16 protein-coding genes and 1 pseudogene are annotated in these 23,176 nt (G+C 41.7%); 3 read left to right on the top strand and 14 right to left on the bottom strand.

Features of this window, described 5'->3' with window-relative positions:
* The 4 genes from DC082_RS09820 to DC082_RS09805 form a co-directional block, all read right to left on the bottom strand.
* Positions 1–2,070: BapA/Bap/LapF family prefix-like domain-containing protein (locus tag DC082_RS09820; protein WP_239991304.1), on the bottom strand; the 2,070-nt coding region annotated here is incomplete at its 3' end.
* A 165-nt stretch (positions 2,071–2,235) separates the two neighbouring features.
* Complete coding sequence (locus DC082_RS09815) at positions 2,236–2,670, bottom strand: hypothetical protein (RefSeq protein ID WP_229821670.1); 435 nt, start codon at positions 2,668–2,670, stop codon at positions 2,236–2,238.
* A 672-nt stretch (positions 2,671–3,342) separates the two neighbouring features.
* Positions 3,343–4,986, bottom strand: a complete 1,644-nt coding sequence (gene groL / locus DC082_RS09810; RefSeq protein WP_109236825.1) for a chaperonin GroEL — start codon at positions 4,984–4,986, stop codon at positions 3,343–3,345.
* A gap of 157 nt (positions 4,987–5,143) precedes the next feature.
* Positions 5,144–5,434, bottom strand: coding sequence for a co-chaperone GroES (locus DC082_RS09805; protein ID WP_094567660.1), 291 nt, complete (start codon positions 5,432–5,434; stop codon positions 5,144–5,146).
* A gap of 420 nt (positions 5,435–5,854) precedes the next feature.
* On the opposite strand from DC082_RS09805, the gene DC082_RS09800 reads away from it, so the two are divergent.
* Positions 5,855–7,198, top strand: coding sequence for an MATE family efflux transporter (locus tag DC082_RS09800; protein WP_109236824.1), 1,344 nt, complete (start codon positions 5,855–5,857; stop codon positions 7,196–7,198).
* Between the two features lie 202 nt (positions 7,199–7,400).
* On the opposite strand, the pseudogene DC082_RS09795 reads toward DC082_RS09800, so the two are convergent.
* A pseudogene (locus DC082_RS09795) lies at positions 7,401–7,925 on the bottom strand (RNA pyrophosphohydrolase); the annotation flags it as partial.
* Between the two features lie 724 nt (positions 7,926–8,649).
* On the opposite strand from DC082_RS09795, the gene fabG reads away from it, so the two are divergent.
* On the top strand, positions 8,650–9,405 hold the full coding sequence (gene fabG, locus DC082_RS09790) for a 3-oxoacyl-ACP reductase FabG (RefSeq protein ID WP_109236823.1): 756 nt from the start codon (positions 8,650–8,652) through the stop codon (positions 9,403–9,405).
* 194 nt (positions 9,406–9,599) lie between these two features.
* On the opposite strand, the gene DC082_RS09785 is transcribed toward fabG, so the two are convergent.
* From DC082_RS09785 to lptM, 4 genes are all read right to left on the bottom strand, one after another.
* On the bottom strand, positions 9,600–10,874 hold the full coding sequence (locus tag DC082_RS09785; protein ID WP_109236822.1) for an MFS transporter: 1,275 nt from the start codon (positions 10,872–10,874) through the stop codon (positions 9,600–9,602).
* 4 nt (positions 10,875–10,878) lie between these two features.
* Complete coding sequence (queA, locus tag DC082_RS09780; protein ID WP_189363335.1) at positions 10,879–11,916, bottom strand: tRNA preQ1(34) S-adenosylmethionine ribosyltransferase-isomerase QueA; 1,038 nt, start codon at positions 11,914–11,916, stop codon at positions 10,879–10,881.
* Positions 11,917–12,078: 162 nt separating this feature from the next.
* The gene (gene lysA / locus DC082_RS09775; RefSeq protein ID WP_109236820.1) at positions 12,079–13,296 is read right to left on the bottom strand and encodes a diaminopimelate decarboxylase; all 1,218 of its coding nucleotides are present in this window, start codon (positions 13,294–13,296) and stop codon (positions 12,079–12,081) included.
* Entirely contained in the window at positions 13,286–13,444 is a 159-nt protein-coding gene (gene lptM / locus DC082_RS10865; protein WP_157957458.1) for an LPS translocon maturation chaperone LptM, read from the bottom strand. The genes lysA and lptM overlap by 11 nt, the downstream gene beginning before the upstream one ends.
* Positions 13,445–13,925: 481 nt before the next feature.
* Between lptM and gyrA the strand changes: the two genes are divergently transcribed.
* Positions 13,926–16,607 carry a DNA gyrase subunit A gene (gene gyrA, locus DC082_RS09770; protein WP_109236819.1) on the top strand — a complete coding sequence of 894 codons (2,682 nt, stop codon included), beginning with the start codon at positions 13,926–13,928 and terminating at the stop codon, positions 16,605–16,607.
* Between the two features lie 131 nt (positions 16,608–16,738).
* Here the strand turns inward: gyrA and DC082_RS09765 are convergent, their stop codons facing one another.
* From DC082_RS09765 to DC082_RS09740, 5 genes are all read right to left on the bottom strand, one after another.
* Complete coding sequence (locus DC082_RS09765; protein ID WP_229821689.1) at positions 16,739–17,092, bottom strand: RidA family protein; 354 nt, start codon at positions 17,090–17,092, stop codon at positions 16,739–16,741.
* Positions 17,093–17,208: 116 nt separating this feature from the next.
* Entirely contained in the window at positions 17,209–17,943 is a 735-nt protein-coding gene (gene ptuB / locus DC082_RS09760; RefSeq protein ID WP_109236818.1) for a retron Ec78 anti-phage system effector HNH endonuclease PtuB, read from the bottom strand.
* Positions 17,944–17,946: 3 nt separating this feature from the next.
* Complete coding sequence (gene ptuA / locus DC082_RS09755; protein WP_109236817.1) at positions 17,947–19,653, bottom strand: retron Ec78 anti-phage system effector ATPase PtuA; 1,707 nt, start codon at positions 19,651–19,653, stop codon at positions 17,947–17,949.
* 222 nt (positions 19,654–19,875) lie between these two features.
* Positions 19,876–21,510: a thiamine pyrophosphate-binding protein gene (locus DC082_RS09750; RefSeq protein WP_109236816.1), complete on the bottom strand. Its 1,635-nt coding sequence runs from the start codon at positions 21,508–21,510 to the stop codon at positions 19,876–19,878.
* A gap of 166 nt (positions 21,511–21,676) precedes the next feature.
* The gene (locus DC082_RS09740) at positions 21,677–23,140 is read right to left on the bottom strand and encodes an aldehyde dehydrogenase (protein ID WP_229821687.1); all 1,464 of its coding nucleotides are present in this window, start codon (positions 23,138–23,140) and stop codon (positions 21,677–21,679) included.
* Positions 23,141–23,176 lie beyond the last annotated feature (36 nt).

Raw genomic sequence — 23,176 nt, 5'->3', positions numbered from 1 at the left:
AATTTTACCTTTAACATCAACTTCAACTTCGATATCACCAGGAGTACGATCTAAACCACCTTGCACTGGCGTTTCAGGATTCTCATCATGATCGATTTTCGTTAAATCATCTTGATCAGTCACTAAATTACCATTGCGATCAAATGTCGTTGCCGTCACTTCAAGCTCACCATCGACAAAATCTGCCGGCACTTCGGCATTGTAACTGCCATCTTTATTAACAGTCGTCGTAATCTCTTGCGTTAATGGCTCGCCATCTTTGCCGGTACCTTGAATGGTTAAGGTCACTTGACTACCAGGCTCAACATCTGTGGTCGTTCCCGTAATTTTACCTTTAGCATCAACTTTAACTTCGATATCACCTGGAGTACGATCTAAACCACCTTGCACTGGCGTTTCAGGATTCTCATCATGATCGATTTTCGTTAAATCATCTTGATCAGTCACCTGATTACCGTTGCGATCAAAGGTCGTTGCCGTCACTTCAAGATCACCATCGACAAAATCTACCGGCACTTCGGCATTGTAACTGCCATCTTTATTAACAGTCGTCATAACCTCTTGCGTTAATGGCTCACCATCTTTACCGGTGCCTTGAATGGTTAAAGTCACTTGACTACCAGGCTCAACATCTGTTGTTGTTCCCGTGATTACACCTTGATCGTCAACTTCAACCTCAATATCTCCATTCACTCTATCTATCGTTGCAGTATCGTAGTCAGTCACTACATTACCATTACGATCTGTGGTTGATGCATTAACCTGAAGATCTCCATCCGCAAACTCCATCGGAATCTCAATCTCATAACTACCATCGGCTTTGACGGTCGTATTAAGATATTGTGTTAATGGCTCACCATGGCTATCTTGCCCCTTAACAACTAAAACAACAACATTTCCTGATGCAACATCTTCAGTAATTCCTACAAATTGATTGTTATCTCTATCGATAGTTACTTCGATCTTTCCATCAGTACGATCTAAACCACTCTGCTCGGGTTCACGAGGACCTGTGCCATGTCCAGGGATGAAAATATTACTCTGCCCACCTAAAGAGTCCTCATCATCAATAAAATTACCATTGCGATCAAAGGTCTTTGCTGTCACTTCAAGATCACCATCGACAAAATCTGCCGGCACTTCTGCATTGTAGCTACCATCTTTACTAACAGTCGTCGTAATCTCTTGCGTTAATGGCTCGCCATCTTTGCCGGTGCCTTGAATGGTTAAAGTCACTTGGCTACCAGGCTCAACATCTGTTGTTGTTCCCGTAATTTTACCTTTATCATCAACTTTAACTTCGATATCACCCGGGGTACGATCTAATCCACCCTGTACTGGCGTTTCAGGATTCTCATCTTGATCGGTTTTCGTTAAGTCATCTTGATCAGTCACTAAATTGCCATTGCGGTCAAAGGTCTTTGCCGTCACTTCAAGATCACCATCGACAAAATCTGCCGGCACTTCTGCATTGTAGCTACCATCTTTACTAACAGTCGTCGTAATCTCTTGTGTTAATGGCTCGCCATCTTTACCGGTGCCTTCGATAGTTAAAGTCACTTCGCTACCAGGCTCTAAATTCTTGGTGCTACCGGTAATTTTACCTTCCTCATTTACAGTGACAGCAATTTCACCATTTGGAGTAGAACTCAGAGAACCCCCACTATTACCACCATTAGATGCAGCAATAACACCACCGCCAAGACCAACACCAACTAACCAAGGGAATAGCGCACCTAACTCACTACTTCCCGCAGCAGGAAGGAGCGCTTCAAGTCCTGAAATTTCACTAAATCCAGACGTTCCATCAAACCAGAAAAGAAAACAATCATCCTCTTCAAAAACAAGATCTGAAGCCACATCATCTTGCTTAACAAAGAAGTTCTCAATAACAATGACTTTGCCATTTTTAAGTTTAAGAAGGAGATTATTCCCATCACGGACAAACTCAGCAACGTCATCACGACTCATTTTTGTATGTACAATAGAGGGCTCAGAAAGAGTTAAATGAGCTGAGCTAACTACTGATTTATCTAGTGAGTCTTTTTCAACTACAATAAAATTGATCATCTATTTATTTACCTAAGGCTATATTATTTTCTTTTAAGATCCACAATAGCCACCGAGGACAAATAATCTATTTGCGGCATCATTTAATGGCTATCAAAATTAAAAAATGGGATCAGATATCGGAAGAAAAGTTGAATAAAATTTAAAGAAAGAGAACTGGAAGTACTATTGGCACAAGAGGGGTTTTCCGGAATTAACAATAAAAGGCTTTCCGAGCATATCTACTGTTAACGTGAACTTTCTGTCCGTTAACTGATCGACACGCAAATCGATATCACAAGTTTTACACTCTTCTGTAGTACAGTTTTTTACTTTAAAACTATATAGCTCCGGCTTTAAGTAGTAAGTCGCACGGTTATTAGCGTAAAAACTCCCCGCTAAAAAATTATCTATATAGAGATTGATTGGGCACTTTTGATTCTCCAATGTATCGTCATTGCAAAGCTTTTCATCTCGCTCTACATGGAGAACCTGATTTCTCCCATTGCTATTATCTTGGAAACGCAAATCTTTAGGAGTCGAATATTGCTGTGTTGCACAAGCTGTAATCCCTAAAGAGACCCCAACGACTAAGAGCGATAATTTAAACATAGCTGTCATATATTTCTATAATTTCTCTCAATTATTAATCAATTATTTCATCAAGATTAAGTGAATCTAACGATCAGTATCAAAGCAGCCTAACGTTTAACTTTTTTTAACATATACCAATACACATATTGCGCTACAAGAAGTTGACCAAAGTCACAATTACCTCTAATTGATGAAATATCTTCGTAAATGATAAATAAAAGATCAATTTATGTCAATAATTTACTATTAATGCAATATTATTCTGAAAAGCCCTTTATAAAAGAAAAATATGATTGCCTCCATAAAGATATAGATATTTTTATAAATATATAAAATGTTATTAAATATGGCATTGGAACTCTTTTTCTCATCGCCCTTTATTTAAAAATAAAATAATAAGCTCTATATTCAATGTATTAAAAAGATGTAAATTTTATCATTATTTATATTTTGTATCTTTCAACACTATCTCTATCCATTTAATTTCCTCCATAGAGATAACAATTTCTGATATCTAAACCAAAAATCACAACCTCATAACAAAAACAATCTTCTTATAAAGATTCTATTTATCTCATAATATTCCACATCAATAAATATAAAGGCAATAAAAAGGGCCACACATTGTGTGACCCTTCTTCTTAAACAACTCTTATTTTTTAATCTATCCCGAATAAGAAAGGGATGATTAGAGTGATATTACATCATGCCAGGCATTCCACCCATGCCGCCCATACCACCCATATCAGGCATACCGCCATCTTTCTTTGGTAGATCTGCAATCATGCACTCAGTTGTGATGATTAAGGAAGCAACTGATGCTGCATTTTGAATTGCTGAGCGAGTAACTTTTGTTGGATCCAGAATACCCATCTCAACCATATCGCCATATTCGCCTGTTGCTGCGTTATAACCGAAGGAATCTGTCTTACCCTCTTTAACCGCATTAAGAACAACATCCGCTGGCTCACCAGCATTTGTAACGATTTGACGGAGAGGTTCTTCCATCGCTCTAAGTGCTACGCGAATACCCGCATCCTGCTCATCGTTATCACCTTTAAGCTCAGCAATACGCGTTAATGCACGAACAAGAGCAACACCACCACCAGGGACGATACCCTCTTCTACGGCTGCACGTGTTGCATGAAGCGCATCTTCTACACGTACTTTCTTCTCTTTCATCTCAACTTCAGTTGCAGCACCTACTTGGATAACAGCAACACCACCTGCAAGCTTAGCTACACGCTCTTGAAGCTTCTCTTTATCATAATCTGATGTCGCTTCAACAATTTGTTGCTGAATTTGAGCAACGCGCGCATCGATCGTAGCCTTATCTCCATTACCATCAACAATTGTTGTCGTGTCTTTATCAACTACAACACGTTTTGCGATACCAAGATCAGCTACTGTTGCTTTTTCTAAGCTCATACCGATCTCTTCAGAGATTACAGTACCACCTGTTAATACAGCAATATCTTCAAGCATCGCTTTACGGCGATCACCAAAACCTGGAGCTTTAACAGCGGCAACCTTCACAATACCACGCATGTTGTTGATTACGAGTGTTGCTAAAGCTTCACCTTCAACATCTTCTGCAATGATTAAGAGAGGACGACCTGCTTTTGCAACTTCTTCTAAGATAGTGATCATCTCACGGATGTTACCAATCTTCTTATCGCAGAGAAGAACAAATGGGTCTTCTAATTCAGCAGCCATCGATTCTTGATTATTGATGAAGTAAGGAGAGAGATAACCGCGATCAAACTGCATACCTTCTACAGTCTCAAGTGAGTTCTCTAAACCAGAACCCTCTTCAACAGTGATAACACCCTCTTTACCTACTTTCTGCATTGCTTTTGCGATAATTTCACCAATTTCCGCATCCGAGTTTGCAGAAATCGTACCGACTTGAGCAATTGACTTATCATCTTCGCATGGTTTAGAGATATTACGAAGCTCTTCAACCGCGGCTGCTACTGCTTTATCGATACCACGTTTGATATCCATTGGGTTCATACCTGCAGCAACTGCTTTCATCCCTTCGCGAACAATCGCTTGTGCTAAAACAGTTGCTGTAGTTGTACCATCTCCAGCTGTATCTGCAGTTCTTGAAGAGACTTCACGAACCATCTGTGCACCCATATTTTCGAACTTATCTTCAAGTTCAATTTCACGCGCAACAGAAACACCATCTTTTGTTACAACAGGTGCACCAAAGCTCTTATCTAAAACAACGTTACGACCTTTAGGGCCAAGCGTTACTTTTACTGCGTTTGCTAAGGTATTAATACCAGCAACCATCTTTTTACGAGCGTCTTCACCAAAACGTACTTCTTTAGCCATATCTATTAATTCCTTCTATGTTTAAATTCTTCTATAACTTTGATCTGTTAGTTTGATCTGTTAACTATGATCAGTTAGAGGTTGAATTAATCTAATAAGTGATAAGAACATCATCTCTATATCTATGTAAATAGAGTCTCATCTACGTTATAAGCTATTAACCCTCGATAACCGCCATGATCTCATCTTCACGCATAACGAGTAGCTCTTCGCCTGCTACCTCTACTTCAGAACCTGAGAATTTACCAAAAAGAACTTTATCCCCAACTTTGACATCTAAAGTCTTTACTTCACCACTTGCCAATACCTTACCGTTACCTACAGCAAGAACGACACCGCGTGAAGGCTTCTCTGTAGCTGTTCCTGGAAGAACGATACCACCTGCAGTTTTAAGCTCTTCTTCTTCACGTTTGATGATTACTCTGTCATGTAAAGGACGTAATTTCATAGTTTATTCCTCATTAAAAGATTCATTAAATGATTGTTAATTGCTACCTTAAAAGTGAGTCAATTAACGCTCCATATGATGTTTTATCAATTGTTATTATCAGAAACCTTATCTCACTTGCCCTAGCAGAGGCTTATTTATAAGGTCCAGCCTGAGTTACGTCTTAATTGATGGGGTCAATAAAAAGGGTTTCAAGTCTGTCCCCCCTCTTTTTCTTCATTTTGATTAATAAATGAGCAATGATTAACCGGTTTTAGAACTCCCTCTTCAGCGTCCTAATAGATTCTCTGATAAGATTCCTTTTTCAATCCAGCGCACCACATCTCAGAAAATTTTAATATCTTTTTCAAATTTTTTTCAAAAATAAACTTCAATAAACATCGCACTAGTAATGATGTCGATTATAAGAGCCGATAAAATATGGGAAAAAACCTCCTCTTAGCTTGGAATAACCTTACCATTCATCGCCGAGTTTGGGCTTTAACGCTCCCGATGATCCTTTCAAACATCTCTGTCCCGCTGGTAGGGACAGTTGATACCATGATTGTAGGTCATCTGAATGATGCAAATCAGATGGCAAGTGTCGGTATTGGTAGCAGTATCTATCTCTTTCTAATCGCTATCTTAAACTTTCTACGCATGGGAACAACGGGCTTTACCGCACAGGCTTATGGCCATAAAAATGGGGGAATGATTCGACTAATCCTCATTCAAGGTATTCTCTTAGCGCTTCTCTTAGCCCTTGTCCTACTACTTCTAGCCTTCCCGATTACAACACTCGCATTTTCAATTATCAATCCTGAACCTGAACTCTATAATGGTGCTTCTCAATTTTTTGCATGGCGTTTAATGGGAGCTCCCGCAGCTTTAATCAACTTTGCGCTGATAGGTTGGTTTTTAGGCATGCAAAATGCACGTATTCCCTTCTATATGTTATTAGCCACTAATATCCTCAATATTCTTTTAACATTACTCTTTATCTTAAAACTGAATCTTGGTATTACAGGCGTTGCAAAAGCAGCGGTTATCTCTGAATATTTTGGTCTCTTTGTCGGTTTGGCAATCCTTCCTAAAATATTACTGAAAAACCGTGGTCATTGGAGATTTTCACCACTAAAAAAATGGCAAAATTGGCAACCTCTAATCTTTGTTAATCGGGATATCTTTATTCGTAGCTTAACACTACAACTTGCCTTCTTTTTAGTAACACTACAAGGCTCCCGGCTTGGCGGTGATATTGTTGCCGCAAATATGATTATTCTCAATGGTCTCTTTATTCTCTCCTATCTCTTAGATGGATTTGCTCATGCTATCGAAGCATTAACAGGCCGAGCAATTGGTGAAAAAAGCCGAGACCAATTACAATCTGTCATGGTAATCGCCGGTGGCTGGGCATTAATAATCACACTACTCTTCTTCTTTCTCTTTCTATTATGGGGAGATCAATTTATCAACCTGATCTCCAATATCGATACTGTCCGAGAGAGCGCTTACCCGCTAATTCCTTATCTAACACTCCTCCCCTTAATTAGTGTTTGGAGTTATCTTCTAGATGGCCTCTTTATCGGCGCAACGCGTGCAAAAGAGATGCGCAATGCAATGATAGGCGCTTTTATAATCGCTTTACCGATCGGTATTCTACTAACCCCCTTTGGCAATGATGGATTATGGCTCTCATTCCTCCTCTTTATGCTGTTACGAGGTATTATTATGATCTATTTCACCTACCGAATTGAACAAAATGAAGGCTGGATTGAGCATTAAAAAGAGCTCTAGAAGCCTCGGAAAGTCCCTAAAAGTCACCATTATAAATAGTGAAAATAGTGATATAAAAAAAGCACGTCTAATACGTGCTTTTCTCAATAATAATGTGTTGCTCTATATGTCGCTCTTCAAAAGAGATTCTCTTCTCTCCATTTCGCTCTTTGAAAGTCTGCTTGCGAGAGTGCATTCTAAAGAGGGAATGACGTCTTCGTGAGCGTAAATCTTTAGGTTTTTTAGGAACCGTTCTTTCAAAAATCAAAGGGGCAAGCTCTGTTAGCGCTTTATCATAAACTTTACGTTTAAAATGAATCACATCGCGCAATGGTAACCAATAATCAACCCACTTATAGTGATCAAACTCGGGATGGTCCGCCGCATTCAGATTAAAATCCGCTTCCTCACCGATAAATTCGAGCATAAACCAGACCTGCTTTTGGCCGATACATGTTCTCTCATTCATATGATTTCGGCGAATCAAATTGTGGGGTAAACGATAACGTAACCACCGATCTGTTCTACCTAAAATTTTAATATGTTCAGGGCGTAATCCAACTTCCTCATAAAGCTCTCTATACATGGCCTCTTCCGGTGTCTCATTTGGATCAATTCCCCCTTGTGGAAATTGCCAAGCATCTAATTGACCGATGCGATGACCCCAGAATAACTGCTGATTTTGATTACACAATATGATTCCAACGTTTGCCCGAAAGCCATCATTGTCTATCATTTTGTGCCTTTATCTAAAAATTAAAATATCAGCTCTATTGTTCCACAAGGCGCCTTTAAAGCCAAATCTTATTTAAAATAGAAGTAGGAAGCCTCGCTAAAATGGGCTGTTAGATGTGATAGTCATCTCTTATCTAAAAGATAGAGAGTATCAAAGATAATAAGAGCTTATAAGTAGATCAGTCAATTTATACAAAACTTATTAAAAGCTTACGGGGAACTTGTGTAGGCCTTTTAAAAAGATATAGATGAACGCATCACTATTTTATAAATAGCGTAGATAAATAGGTGCACAATAGATTTGTAATAAAATGATGGAATGATGGAATGATGGAATGATGGAATGATGGAATGATGGAATGATGGAATGATGGATATTAGTTTATGTCCATTTTCATATCCGCTTTATATCTTCTTTTATGCCGCTTTTACATCTGTTTTCTTAAAACTAATATTAATAAACATTAAAACAGTGACTGAAATAATAATTTGAATAACGATTGGAATAATTATTTTAATAACCCCTCAACCTACCCCATTTCTTGTATGATGATTTCATATATGATGTTATGTGATGAAAAGAGTGCTGAGAGATGAAGTATTGAGATCCATCTTTCTAACTGGGAATCCATCATCAAAGTAAATTGTAGATAGTAAGGATTATCTACCAAGATTCCCACTCTTATCTTTCTACTTAAGATCTCTGCTTAAGCAAAGGAGTTACGATGTTTTCATTAGATAAACAGATCGCAATGGTGACAGGTGGTGCAAAAGGTATCGGACGCGGTATTGTTGAGGCGCTGATTGAAGCTGGGGCAACCGTTATTATTGCAGATATTGATACTACTGCCGGCAATCAGACAGCAAAAGAATTAGGCTGTGACTTTGTCGCGTTAGATGTTACGGATCAGGCACTCTGCCAAACGCGTATCGAAGAGGTGGCCGAGAGATATGGCAGACTCGATATTCTCTGCTCCAATACCGGCATCTTTCCACAAGCGACTATCGAAGAGATGACAGAGAAAGATTGGGACTTTATGCAAGAGGTCAATGTCAAAGGAACCTTCTTTATTGTCCAAGCAGCCCTTAGAGTGATGAAAAATCAAGGTTATGGCCGCGTGATTATTACATCATCTATTACAGGAAATATTACGGGATTCCCCGGTTGGAGCCATTATGGAGCATCTAAGGCGGCTCAATTAGGATTTATGCGTAGCGCTGCTCTCGAATATGCTCGCTTTGGCATTACAGTGAATGCGGTTCTACCCGGCAATATCTTAACGGAGGGACTCGAAGCACAAGGGGAGACTTATCTCAATCAGATGCGTGCGACAATCCCGACACATACATTAGGAGAACCTAAAGATATCGGTTATGCCGCAGCTTTTCTGGCATCGAAAGAAGCTAAATATATTACAGGACAAACCATCATTATCGATGGTGGACAGATTCTCCCAGAATCACCGGAAGCACTACTCTAACCACAAATATATCTGGATATTGAATATAGGATATTTCTCCTATATTCATAGTTAAATAGAGAGGGAGCGTATCTTTCAATATGCTCCTTTCTCTTTTTCATCCTACAATGACCTGCTGTTACAATCTGCTGTCGATCATTGAAGACTCAGATCTCTATTCGATCTTAAAACTTCCCCTAGCTTATGAAGATCTATTAGAGATAACTCTTGAATCTCTCTCGACCTAAATAGAGGCTTAAAAAGATTCCTAATGCACATAAGAAGAGGATGTAATAGGCAATAAACATAGGATGGAAATGTTCTGCTATTACCGGGACTAAAAAAGTTGTTAAACCCGCAAATACAGCATTACCGATATTGTATGAGAAGCCCATTCCGGTTAAACGCACATCTGCCGGAAAGAGACGAATGATAATCATCGGCACACAAGCAACGATTCCTAAGAAGAAGGAGGCGATGGCATAAAGGATTCCGACCTGTGTCAAATCACTACTGCCTAATGCGGTAAAGAAGATATAGCTCGTGATCGCAAGAAGGGATGCAAAACCGAAAAGAGTCTTTCTCAAACCGATTCGATCAACTAATAAGCCCGCTGCTAAACTCCCCACAATATTCATAAAAGTGGCAACTAGGGCCGCTTTATTAACGAATCCGGCCTCAATATTAAAGACTTCTGACTTCATTAAATTAGGTGCCAACAGGACTAAAACAACTCCGGCAATCAATAACCAAGTACTCAATGTGGCAATAAAGAGTTGTGGGCGAAAATCTTTTAAGAGCGTTTTCATAGGTGTACCGGCATGTAATGCTTTCTGCTTCTGCATCTCTAAGAAAACCGGTGTCTCTTTAAGGTATCGACGAAGATAGACTGCTAATAATCCTAAAACGCCCCCTAAAATAAAGGGAATTCGCCAGGCATAGGCTAAAGTTTCAGAGGCGGTAAAAGTGATATTCATCATCGTCGAGACAAAATGACCTATCAAGACACCAAAAGTAAGACCTGCGGCAATAGCACTATTGGCGATACCAAAGCGTCCATGAGAAACATGCTCTGTAACAAAGACATGGGCACTAGGAACTTCCCCTCCTAAAGCAACACCTTGTAATATTCGCATCAAAAGAAGAAGGGCCGGCGCAAAATAACCGATGGACTCGTAGGTCGGCAATAAGCCAATGGCAAGTGTCGGCAGCGCCATCATAAAGAGCGAGAACATAAAGACCTTCTTCCGGCCAATTAGATCGCCAAAATGGGCCAACACAACACCACTTAGTGGGCGAACAAAATAAGCAATCGCATAGGTAAGATAGGTCATCACCGTAGCAACTAACTCTGATTCTGCCGGGAAAAAGAGCACTCTTAAGGTTGAGGCAAATGTTAAAAAAACTATAAAATCATAAAACTCCAATGCCCCACCTAAAGAGGAGAGCGAGAGAGTCTTTACTTCATCTCGTGTTAAACCTTGCGCCATAATCCTACTCCTTTGCTCGATCTAATTCCGGCACTAACAACATACTATCCCCGTAACTAAAGAAACGGTATTGCGATTTAACCGCATGCTGATAGATCTCTTCGATACGTTTTTTCCCCATCAAGGTTGAGACAAGAACCAAAAGTGTCGATTTAGGGAGATGAAAGTTTGTTAAAAGTCCATCGATCACTCTAAACTCAAATCCCGGCTTAATAAAGATATCTGTATCTCCCACAAATGGGCGCAACTCCCCTGAAAGAGCAGCGCTCTCTAATGCTCGCACGGCTGTCGTGCCAATCGCAATCACTCTTTTCCCCGACGCTTTTGTTGCTTTAATCTCTGCTACTGCCGATTCCGGTACAGAGATCCACTCTTTATGCATCTGATGCTCATCTAAATTTTCACTTCGAATCGGCTGAAACGTCCCGGCACCGACATGTAGCGTAATCTCTGTAATATCGACCCCTTTTTGACGCAGTTGATCAAGCAACTCCTCTGTAAAGTGAAGTCCGGCAGTCGGTGCCGCAACCGCACCCTCCTCTTTATTAAAGACCGTCTGATAACGAGACTGATCTAGCTCTTCATCACTGCGAGTAATATAGGGAGGAAGAGGAAGATGCCCATAGCTTTCTAGCAGTTGTGCAATCGCGCTTCCATCGATCGTTCGTAGTTGAAAGAAATTCTCATCTCTTTCGACCATCTCTAAGCGAGGTACTCCCTCAATAAGAACCTTTTGCCCAACTTTTAATGCCTTGCTCGCTTTAATTTGCGCTAAGACATCTGTCTCTGTTAAAAGGCGTTCAACCATAATTTCAACCTTACCGCCGGTCTCTTTTTGCCCAAAGAGTCGAGCAGGTAAAACACGGGTATTATTGATAACAATACGATCCCCGGGGCGTAAATATTCAACCAAAGCATCAAAGCTATGGTCTCGAATCTCCCCTTGATAAGGGACTAATAGCCGAGAAGTACCCCTCACTTTCGGTGGAAATTGAGCAATCAACTCTTCGGGGAGATGGTAATCATAATCTGATAATTTCAACATGCGTTCCTATTCCTACTGATATTCCTACTGACGTTTCTGCTAACAGTTTCAGTTGTGCTAAAGATAAAATCCCAAAGTCCAGCACGGACATTGGGATTTCATAGTTATTCTCTTCTCTCTTGATCAATATTTTATTCGCCTTTAGCCGATCACTAATATCTAGAGATATTGCAACTCTTCGGCATAGAGAGATTCTTCGCTCTCTCTTTTACGAATCAGCTTCGCCTGATCTCCTACTAATAATACCTCTGCGGCTCGACCACGAGAATTATAGTTAGAGGCCATCGTAAAACCATACGCGCCAGCATGAGTAATAGCTAAGTAATCTCCCGATGTTAAAGCGAGCTGTCGATCCTTCCCTAAGAAATCACCTGTTTCACAAATAGGACCGACAATATCATAATTTTTAACCTCACCTTCATCACGCTCATCAAGATTAATAATATTCATCCATGAGCTATAGAGCGCTGGACGAATCAGATCATTCATTGCGGCATCAACCACGGCAAAGTTTTTCCCCTCATTCTCTTTAGTAAGAATTACCTGCGTCACTAAAACGCCGGCATCCCCTACTATAGAACGACCCGGTTCAATCAATATTTTAAGGTCGCGGTCACCAATCTTTTCGATCGCTTGATCGATCCACTCTGCAGGATCGATTAAAGTCTCATCTTCATAACGAATCCCTAATCCGCCTCCCATATCGAGATGCTTTAGATGAATTCCTAATGCAGAGAGTTCATCAATCAAGGCAAGCGTAATATCGAGCGCTTCAGCATAAGGTTCAATCTCTGTCAGTTGCGAGCCGATATGAAAATCGATTCCCTGAATATCGATATGGGGCATACGCGCCATCTCACGATACATCGGTAATGCATCTGTCATGCTGATCCCAAACTTATTCTCTTTAAGGCCTGTTGAGATATAAGGATGTGTCTTAGCATCCACATTGGGATTAATCCTTAATGAGACGGGGGCTTTAACTCCCAATTTGCCGGCAATTTTATTGAGCATATAGACCTCTGCAACCGACTCTACATTAAAGCAGCCAATGCCGGCATTAAGAGCAAACTCTAAATCACAATTTCGTTTACCGACCCCTGAATAGACCACTTTTTTAGGATCGCCTCCGGCAGCTAAAACGCGTTTTAACTCACCACGAGAGACAATATCGAAGCCCGACCCCGCTTCCGCTAATAGTTTTAAGATCGATAAGTTACTATTCGCTTTTACCGCATAGCAGATAAGATGAGGATAATCACCAAATCCACGGCGATAAGCATCATAGTTTGCTAAAATTTTCTCTGCTGAATAGATATAAACCGGCGTCTGAAACTCCTCCGCCACCTCTGTTAAACGCACCTGATCAATTTTCATCTTTCTCTTTTTTATAACTTGTCATAAAGTGTCCATCATTATGCTCTGCCTCGCTTTTTGCGATATAGAGCGCACCTGTTTGCCCGCAACCTACTAAAAGCCCCATCACAAACAGGAGAACTATTCCCTTTCTATAAATCTTTAACACTCAACTATCCTTCTGAAGTAAAGCGATCTAGAGATTATTCTCCATTATTCATCTGTTATCCACCTGCTATTTCCCTGCTCTTTATCCGTTCTTTATCCGCTATTCTCGACTGAGAGCCGATAGATTAGATAGACTATCAACAGGGTCAATCATTCTATTACAATTAACACAGCTTGGCACATGGGAGCTACTGCTTTTCATCTTTCCTCGACAAAATTCTTTACTTGAAGATTTAATGAGAAGTTAAGAAAGATGAAATAAAACGCATAAAGTCGAGTCAACTTTCTTAAAGATAGCGCATTATTCGCTAAATATTCCCATTTTTAAATATTATTTTTCTACTGTAGGGGGATAGCAGGAATTATTCTTTCTCGCTCAATGCGCTAATTTCTATCTGAAACAGGCGAATTAATCAACAAAATGTGTTACAATTACATGTTGTTTTTAAGTTATCTATCGTTTTTCAGTAAAGGTTGGTTCAATGAGTGATTTTGCCAAAGAGATTGTCCCGATTAGCCTAGAAGAGGAGATGAAAAGCTCCTACCTTGATTATGCCATGAGTGTTATCGTCGGCCGTGCTCTTCCCGATGTTCGCGATGGATTGAAGCCGGTGCATCGACGCATACTTCATTCAATGAATCAGACGAACAATCACTGGAATAAAGCCTATAAAAAGTCAGCCCGTATTGTCGGGGATGTGATGGGTAAATATCACCCCCATGGTGACTCTGCGATCTATGACTCTGTCGTACGTATGGCGCAAGATTTCTCTCTCCGCTATATGTTGATTGATGGACAAGGAAACTTCGGTTCAATCGATGGTGACTCAGCAGCAGCAATGCGTTATACCGAAATTCGCATGAGTAAAATTGCCGAAACACTCCTTCAAGATATTGAAAAAGAGACTGTCGATTTTATTCCAAACTATGATGAATCAGAGATTGAACCCTCCGTTCTACCTACCCGAATTCCCAACTTACTTGTAAATGGTTCTGCCGGAATTGCTGTAGGAATGGCAACAAACATTCCCCCCCATAATCTTACCGAAACCATTAATGCTTCATTAGCACTCTTACATAATCCTGATCTAACCATTGATCAGCTAATGGAATATATCCCGGCACCTGACTTCCCAACGGCAGGCATTATTAATGGAACACGTGGGATTCGCGAGGCATATCATACAGGCCGTGGCCGTGTTGTCATTCGCGCACGAGCAGAGATTGAGCATGATGAGAAGCGTGATCGTGATGTCATTATCATCACTGAGATCCCTTACCAAGTAAATAAAGCGCGCCTCATCGAACGTATTGTTGAACTCTACCGTGAAAAAGTGATCGAAGGGATCGCCCCTGATGGTCTACGAGATGAATCGGATAAAGATGGGATGCGCATCGTGATCGAACTTCGTCGTGGCGAGATGGGGGAGGTTGTTCTCAATCAGCTCTATAAACATACTGCGCTACAATCAAGCTTCGGTATCAATATGGTGGCAATCGATCGTGGCCAACCTAAATTACTCAATCTTAAACAGGTTTTAGAAGCATTCCTTCTCCATCGTCGTGAAGTGATCACACGTCGAACCATCTTTGAATTAAGACGCGCACGTAGCAGAGCCCATCTTTTAGAGGGTTTAACAGTAGCACTTGCCAATATTGATGAGATGATTCAACTGATCAGAACATCGGCGACAGGTGCTGAAGCAAAAGAGCGAATGTTAGCGCGTCAATGGGCGCCAGGTGAAGTCTCTGCCATGTTAGAACGCGCAGCGGAATTGAAGACAACTCCAGATGGTTTAGAAGGTGTCGGCCTTATTGGCACCACCTATCAGCTCTCTGAAGAGCAGGCGCAAGCGATCTTAGATATGCGTCTTCAACGCTTAACAGGTTTAGAGCAAGATAAAATTTTAGAAGAGTATCAAACACTCTTAGATACGATTCGTGAATTGATCGAGATTTTAGTCAATCCTGATCGTCTTCGTGATGTTATTGAAGAGGAATTTATTGCGATTAGAGATGAATTTGGTGATGAGCGTCGCACGGAGATTAGAGAAGCCGCTGAAGATATTAGCTTAGAAGATCTCATTGCCGAAGAAGATGTTGTAGTAACTCTCTCGCGTCGTGGGTATATCAAATATCAAAAACTTGATGAATATCGTGCACAACGCCGTGGCGGTCGTGGTAAATCGGCAGCTCGCGTAGTAGATGAGGATGATGTGGAACATCTAATGGTTGTCAGCACGCATGCACAGTTGATGTGCTTCTCCTCTTATGGCCGTGTCTACTGGTTACGTGTCTTTGAGCTTCCAGAAGCAGGACGCGGTGCAAGTGGTCGACCTATTATCAATCTACTTCCATTAGAGGCAGATGAACGAATTACCTCAATGCTTCCTGTTGATAGTTATGATGATGATCGTTACATCTTTATGGCGACCAAATATGGTGTTGTGAAGAAGACCGTTCTCTCTAACTTCCAGAGCCAACGTTCAAGCGGTTTAATTGCCGTCAACCTTGATGAAGGGGATGAACTGATCGGTACCGAGATCACCAATGGTGAAAATGACATTATGCTCTTTACCAATACCGGTTTAGTCAATCGCTTTAGTGAGGCTGATGTTCGACCGACAGGACGTGGATCTCGTGGAGTTAAAGGGATTACACTTGTCGAAGGGCAACATGTCATCTCAATGATGCTTGCTGTAGAAGAGGGTGTCGTCCTTATTGCAACAGAAAATGGTTATGGTAAACGAACCTTAATCGAAGAGTTTGCTCGCCGTAATCGCGGAGGTAAAGGGGTCATTGGTATCCAGACTTCAGAACGAAATGGTCAAATCGTGGGAGCCTCCATTGTTGAGGAAGATGATGAAGTGATGCTCATTACCTGTAATGGTGTATTAGTGAGAACCTCTGTTGCAGAAGTCTCAATCTTAGGACGAAATACACAAGGCGTGCGTCTCATTCGTCTCGATGATGGCGATACACTTGTCGGTATGTCTCGTATCGAGGAGAATGATGCAGACGATGAGATGAGTACAGATGAGGAAGATCTCGAGATCGATGTTGTTGATGTGGTTGAAATCGATGAAGTAGACTTAACGGTTGAAACAGAAGAGTCGCTCGAAACAGAGAAGGAGAGTGATGAGGAGAAACCCTCGGAGGAGTAAATCGAAAGGGTATAAATCCAAATTAATAATAATTAATTATTAATTATTAATCATCATTGGATGAAGTAAATTAAGAGTAAGAGAGCCGGTCTATCCTTAGATCGGCTCTCTCTATTTTGTACTATCCTGCTCTATTTTGACGGTAATGCTACAACAATCTTCACCTCGACCTTCCAATTAGGATTCATCAATCCCGCCTGTACAGTACAGCGAACGGGCGCATTGTCAGAATCGACCCACTCATCCCAAGCACGATTCATCCCCTCGATATCTAAGCTACTTACAAGAAAGATCGTTACATCTAGAATATGGGATTTTTCAGCACCAACCTTCTCTAGAAGCTGATCAATATCGGCAAGTAGACTTTGCATCTGCCGATAGATATCTGCCTCTTCCACTAAAGGAATAGCAGTATAGTAGAGCGTATCGTTATAGATCACGGCATCTGACATCCGCGGCCCCTTATTAATTCGAGTAATCATAATAACTCCTTATTGCCGGCGATACCGACGATTAAATGGTAAATGCTTCTGATGCAACGCAACGTTAAAGATAAAAGTATTTAATAGATCAAGCAATATCGATCCCTCCTAGAATGCTTTTATCTATCCTCTTCTTCCTCCCATCGCACTTCCGCCTCCATCTCAATCTTCTCTTCTACTAAACCTAAAAGATCTAAATGGTTATGGATATAGTGCTCTTTAATCGATTGATAGGCACTATTTTTCTGTTCCGCTAAAAGTAAACGAATCTCTTCTGCTAACTCTTCAAGTAACTCCGGATCTCCATCACAAAGCTCACACCAGAGGATAAACTCCTCCTCTAACTGTTGAAGTGGCTCAAGATGGCGTCTTCGTAGACTGGCTAATGCATTATGATTGAGATTGAATCCTCGGATAGTCTCCTTAGCGCGATGATAGTCATAATCTGATAATCCCGGCTTTACCGAAATTCGTCCATTAAGATAGTAACGAAAGTAGGCATGAGGATCCTCCTGATCCGGTTTTATCAACAACTCATGAGTCACTTTATGGGGATTATGCGCACCATCTTTATAGATACCACAGCTATTATTATTGTTACAAGAGCCGAAGAGATTTTTCCATTCAAAGGTTAATCCCTCATATTTAGCACGTGGATAGAGATGCTCAATATGGCTATCTTCCGTGGTGAAGGGGGTTTCACAGTATGCACAGAGACGATGCTGCATCTCATTGAGTTTGCTCCAAATTTCTCGCCGATCCCCACCTCGTAGTCGCTGCCAATTTTTTGCCCCATTCTTCTGCGCTCGCACAAGACATTTAGGCACCTCTTTAGGCCGAACTAACTTTCTCATAGCCTACTCCTTTGACTCCTGAGCAGAGCGTCGATTACGAATTCGAGCTTTGAGTTGCTGTAGCTTTTTCTGATGACGAAGCTTCTCCATCTCGATACTCTCTCGACCAAAGTGCTTCTCTAACATTAGATAGAGCGCTTCTCCCTCCGGCGTTTCATCTAAACCATTCTCTATCATCTTCTCTAACTGCTGATATTGCTGATGTTCATAGACATCGGGGATATCTGCAATATTGAGAATGCGCAATAGGATATTATCGGAAGAGAGTCCACGAGTCTGAAAACTTGGGGAATGTACGCGCACGCGATTGGTCTCAAAATCATTCTTCAAGAAACGAATTTGATCTTTATGAACTGTGGAGATCACCTGTGGGCTATGCGTTGTAATAATAAATTGCATATTGGGAAAGATCTTCAAAAGCGAGTCGATAATCGTCTGCTGCCAAGTAGGATGGAGATGAAGCTCGATCTCATCGATAATCACAACGCCGGGGCTCTCCCTTGGATCTTCTAGATGGGGATTTAAGATCTCTAACCGAGAGATAAGATCAGCAACCATAAAGAGAACCGAGCGCTGTCCATGTGAAAGATGTTGGATATCATGTAACTCATCATAGATTGAGAGAACAACCCGATCCTTTCCTGTGGAACGATCAACAAAGATCCCTGTGGCATTCGGGATCAGATCACAGACAATCTCATTAACGATCTCTTTTAACTTCTGTGCGGTATTGAGCGGGCGACACTGCAGAGCAGCAATTTTTTCATCTGTCTCTGCAATCTTCACTTTTAATCCTGAAAGCATATCATCAACAAGCGCCTGCTTCATAGGATCAGCATTTTGATGCTCTTGGGTAAACTCTTCTGCTGTCTGCTCTAATAACGCTCTAAATTGTAGAAGATCGCGAAGTTCCGTTCCTGAGTCTTGCCGCGAAAGATTCTCTAACATCACAAACCACTCAATCATATCGGAGATACGAACTTTATCATCTAGCGCATAATCATAAGCACTTGCACGATGGAGATGTATTTTGCGCGCACCACGAACAAAATTGGGGCGATTGACACTATAGAAGATAAAGAGGGGTAGCGTAATATTGCAATCATTAAAGGTTATACAATCACGAATCACCTTCGCATACGCATTGAGTTCACTAAAATCGGAGCGGTGTGCTATCGCCCCTTCTTGCAAAGAGCGTTCAAGCATAAAGTGGATTTTATTATGCGCATCCACCTCTACCTCAAGTGAGATCTCAGCTCTATTCTCTCCACTTTTAATCTCCTCTTCCGAAATCTCAAGCCCAGCAGGCTCCTCTCGATTGATCGCATTGAGAACCCAAGAGAGCCCCTTTGTTAAACATTCACAAACCGTTGTTTTTCCAGTAGCATTCTCCCCAATCAAAACGGTGAGTCGATCATCAAAGGTGATCTCTAACTCATTTAATCGGCGAAGATTCTTAATCTTAATATGGCGAACTTTAAAGGTCGCCTCATTGAGAATCGATTCACAACGAGAGAAAGCTAGTTTTGCTTTCTGTAGATAAGGATTTTGAGAGAGAGAAGCCCGTCCATCGAGATCTACCTCTCGAAGATACTCTTCTGCTTGTGCATAATTTTTTAGTAGAGAAGACTCCTCCTCCGCTAAGTGATACTGCAAATGATCTTCTGCCGGCTTTAACTCACTAACCGCCTCTTTCTCCTTTCGCTTCATTCTACACTCCTCAAAAATGCGCTAACAATCATTAAAAATCGTCTAAAAAAGACTCTACTTCCAAGATATCATAGAAAGCGCGAAGAGGAGTGCCACAAAAGTAAAGCCCCCTCTTTTTAAGGAGGGGGCAATATCAAACAGCTCTCTACATTTCAACCTAATCTATCACTCACGGATAAAAATATTTATAGAGCCTTTTTACTAGAGCTTTTAATAAAGCTTTTAATAGAGCTTTTTCTGTGGCGGACCGGCAAAGTTAAGGGGGCCAATTGCGGTCATATCCACCTCAACGACTGTCGGCCCTTCAATCGCAATCGCATCGGCAATGACCTGACGAAACTCCTCAACCGAGCTTGCTAAAAAGCTCACACAGCCCATCGATTCCCCTAACTTCTTATAACTTGGCGTATGTAGCTCATTATAATATTGGCGTCCACCAAAGTAGTTATTCTGAATGCCGCGCATCACCCCATAACCTTGATCATTCATCACCAGTAGAACCATATTCAGATTCTCCTGCACCATGGTTGCAATCTCGCCAATCCCAAGCATTAAACCGCCATCTCCCACTAAAGAGACAATCTTTTTATCGCGATTGGCAATCGCCGATCCAATGCCATGCGTCAAACCTAAGCCGATAGCACCGGCAAGCGAGTGGATATTACGAAGTGGAGCTTGTACTGGAAAGAGTCGACTTCCCCAAGTGCTTCCTGACATCGTAATATCTCGCACTAAAATACCACTCTCCGGCAATGCATCTCGTAGAGCAAAACAGATCTCAGCATAAGGACCTAACTGCTCTGTAAGAGCCTTAATCGCCGCTTCTTTCGCTTCTCTAATCTCTCGATCATAGTCGGGATCGATAAAAGAGTGTTGCCCTAAGGCGGTTGCAAGATACGCTAAAAAGGCTTTTGCCTCAGAACAGATAAAGTGCTCGACACGGTAGTTTCTCTGCTGCGCAATGGGGTTAGCATCGATCTGAATCAGCTTTTCTGGAAATTGAATGCTATAAGTCTTCGTCTCATTACTTCTTAAGCGAGATCCCACTACCAAAGCAATATCAGCTGACTTTAGGAGCTCTTCGACCTTTTGAGAGTTATGGAAAGCGCCCAAACTACGCGGATGGTGATCCGGCAATACGCCTCTTGCATGGGTCGATGAGAGAACAGGAATCCCAAGATCAGCCAAAGCCTTAACCTCCTGCTCTGCACCAATACAACCACCTCCAATCCATAAAATTGGTCGTTTTGCCTCTTTTAAACTCTCCACCACTCTGCCCAAGGCGGCACGATCGATCATCGGCATCTGTAAAGCTCCCACAGGATAGAGCTCTTCGGGAAGCTCGATTTCAGAGGCTTGTACATCGATCGGAATCTCAACACTTACCGGCCCCATTGGAACAGTTTGCGCCACACGAATCGCCTCACGCATAATACCAATGGCATTATCGGGACTCATAATACGATAAGCCGCCTTACTCGCTGCCTTTAAAAAGGTTAATTGATCTTTTGCCTCATGAATAAAGGAGGCATCTCGATCGAGATACTCTCGTTCAACCTGGCCGGTAATATGCAGTACCGGGCTTGCAGCATTACAGGCCTCAATTAGAGATCCCACCGCATTTCCGGCACCGGCACCGGTACTTGTAATTGCAACACCTAATCCCTTAAAACGGGCATGGGCATCTGCCATCGTCAAGCAACCTGCTTCCCCGCGAGAGCAGACAAAGTTGATCTTTTCTCGGCGACCAATAGCATCTGCAATAGGGAGGTTATGGATCGAAATAACGCCATACACATCCTCAACGCCATGCACTTCTAATAAGCGTGCAATCGCTTCTCCAACTGTTACCTTCATTCTTTTCTCCTACGCTTTCTGTTTCTACGTCTATCTCAATCTTCTTATCAATCTTCTTATCAATCTTCTTATCAATCTTCTTATCAATCTTCTTATCAATCTTCTCATCGAGGTTCTTATCGACCGTCTCTCTAAATAGATCTTCTCTACTTCTAAGATGAAAAGATTACTCACACCAAGGATTAGGTGTCTCATCTAAGCTTAAGAAGATACTCTTTTGTTGCATATAAGAGAGAATCCCTAAACGTCCCTTCTCTCGCCCAATACCGCTCTCTTTATAACCCCCAAAAGGTGTTGAGATAGAGAATTTTTTATAGGTATTGATCCAAACGGTTCCCGCTTCTAAAATTCGTGCTAATTGCCATGCGCGGCGATAATTTTCTGTCCAGATACCGGCAGATAGCCCATAAACGGAGTCATTAGCTTCGGTAATCAGTGCCGCTTCATCATCAAAAGGAAGCACCACCAATACAGGGCCAAAGATCTCCTCTTGACAGACGGAATCACTATTTTTTAAGCCGGTAATAATCGTCGGTGCATAATAACTTCCCTCTGCTAACGCCCCTTCTAATAGACGTTTTCCACCTATCTCGATCTTGCCCCCTTCCGCAACCGCCTGCTGGACATAACGGTCGATACTCTCTAAATGTTGCTCGCTAATCACTGGTCCCACCTGTGTTGTGGGATCTTCTGGGTGCCCAACACGCAGAGCGGCACTCTTTTCAATGAGTTTTGCTAAAAAAGGCTCATAGAGCGAACGATGCACAAAGAGGCGTGAGCCGGCGATACAGGCTTGTCCGGCTGAGCTAAAGATGCCATAAATAACACCATTGACGGCTAACTCTAAATTGGCATCCTCTAAGACGATTGTAGGTGATTTCCCTCCAAGCTCTAATGAGGTGGTAATCAGGCGCTCAGCAGCAACATGAGCTAACGCTCTTCCAGTATTGGTGCCTCCGGTAAATGAGATCTTCTTCACTAATGGATGATTCACAATGGCATTTCCCACCACCGAACCACGCCCCGGCAGAACACTTAAGATCCCTTTGGGCAACCCTGCTTCTTCAAATCGTTTAGCTAATTCTAGTGCAATCAACGATGTAGCTTCCGCAGGCTTTAAGATGACCGCATTGCCCCCCGCTAATGCCGGAATCAACTTCTGTACTTCTGAGGCAATAGGCGAGTTCCAAGGAGTAATTGCCGCAATAACGCCCAATGGCTCATAGAGGCTAAGCGTAATAGCATCATGCATACGCTGATTAGTTAATTCATTATCCATCGTCTCTAATGTGGAGGCGACATAACGCGTCGTGGCAATAGCACTTGCAACCAATCCACGTGTTTCATAGAGAGGTTTGCCATTATCCCGAGTTTGAAGCTGAGCGAGTTCATCTCGATCTCGCTCTAAAATATCTGCAAATTTAAAGAGAATGCGCGCTCTCTCTGTCGGCAGTAGATCTCGCCATGAGGGCTCTCTCCATGCTCTATCTGCTGCAACAATCGCCTCTTCCACATCCTCTAAAGAAGCTGTGGAAAATTCTGCATTAAGACTCATATCTGCGGGGAAGAAGCTTTTTGAGGGCTCTCCACGACCTAATCTCCATTCACCTGCTAAAAATATTTTTTTCACATTATTCACAATATATACTCCTTATCCCCCAGTAAA

The organism is Ignatzschineria indica (assembly GCF_003121925.1).
Classification (GTDB): Bacteria; Pseudomonadota; Gammaproteobacteria; order Cardiobacteriales; family Wohlfahrtiimonadaceae; genus Ignatzschineria; species Ignatzschineria indica.
The sequence above is the reverse complement of the archived record's forward strand: the minus strand, read 5'-3'. Positions and strand labels throughout refer to the sequence as shown.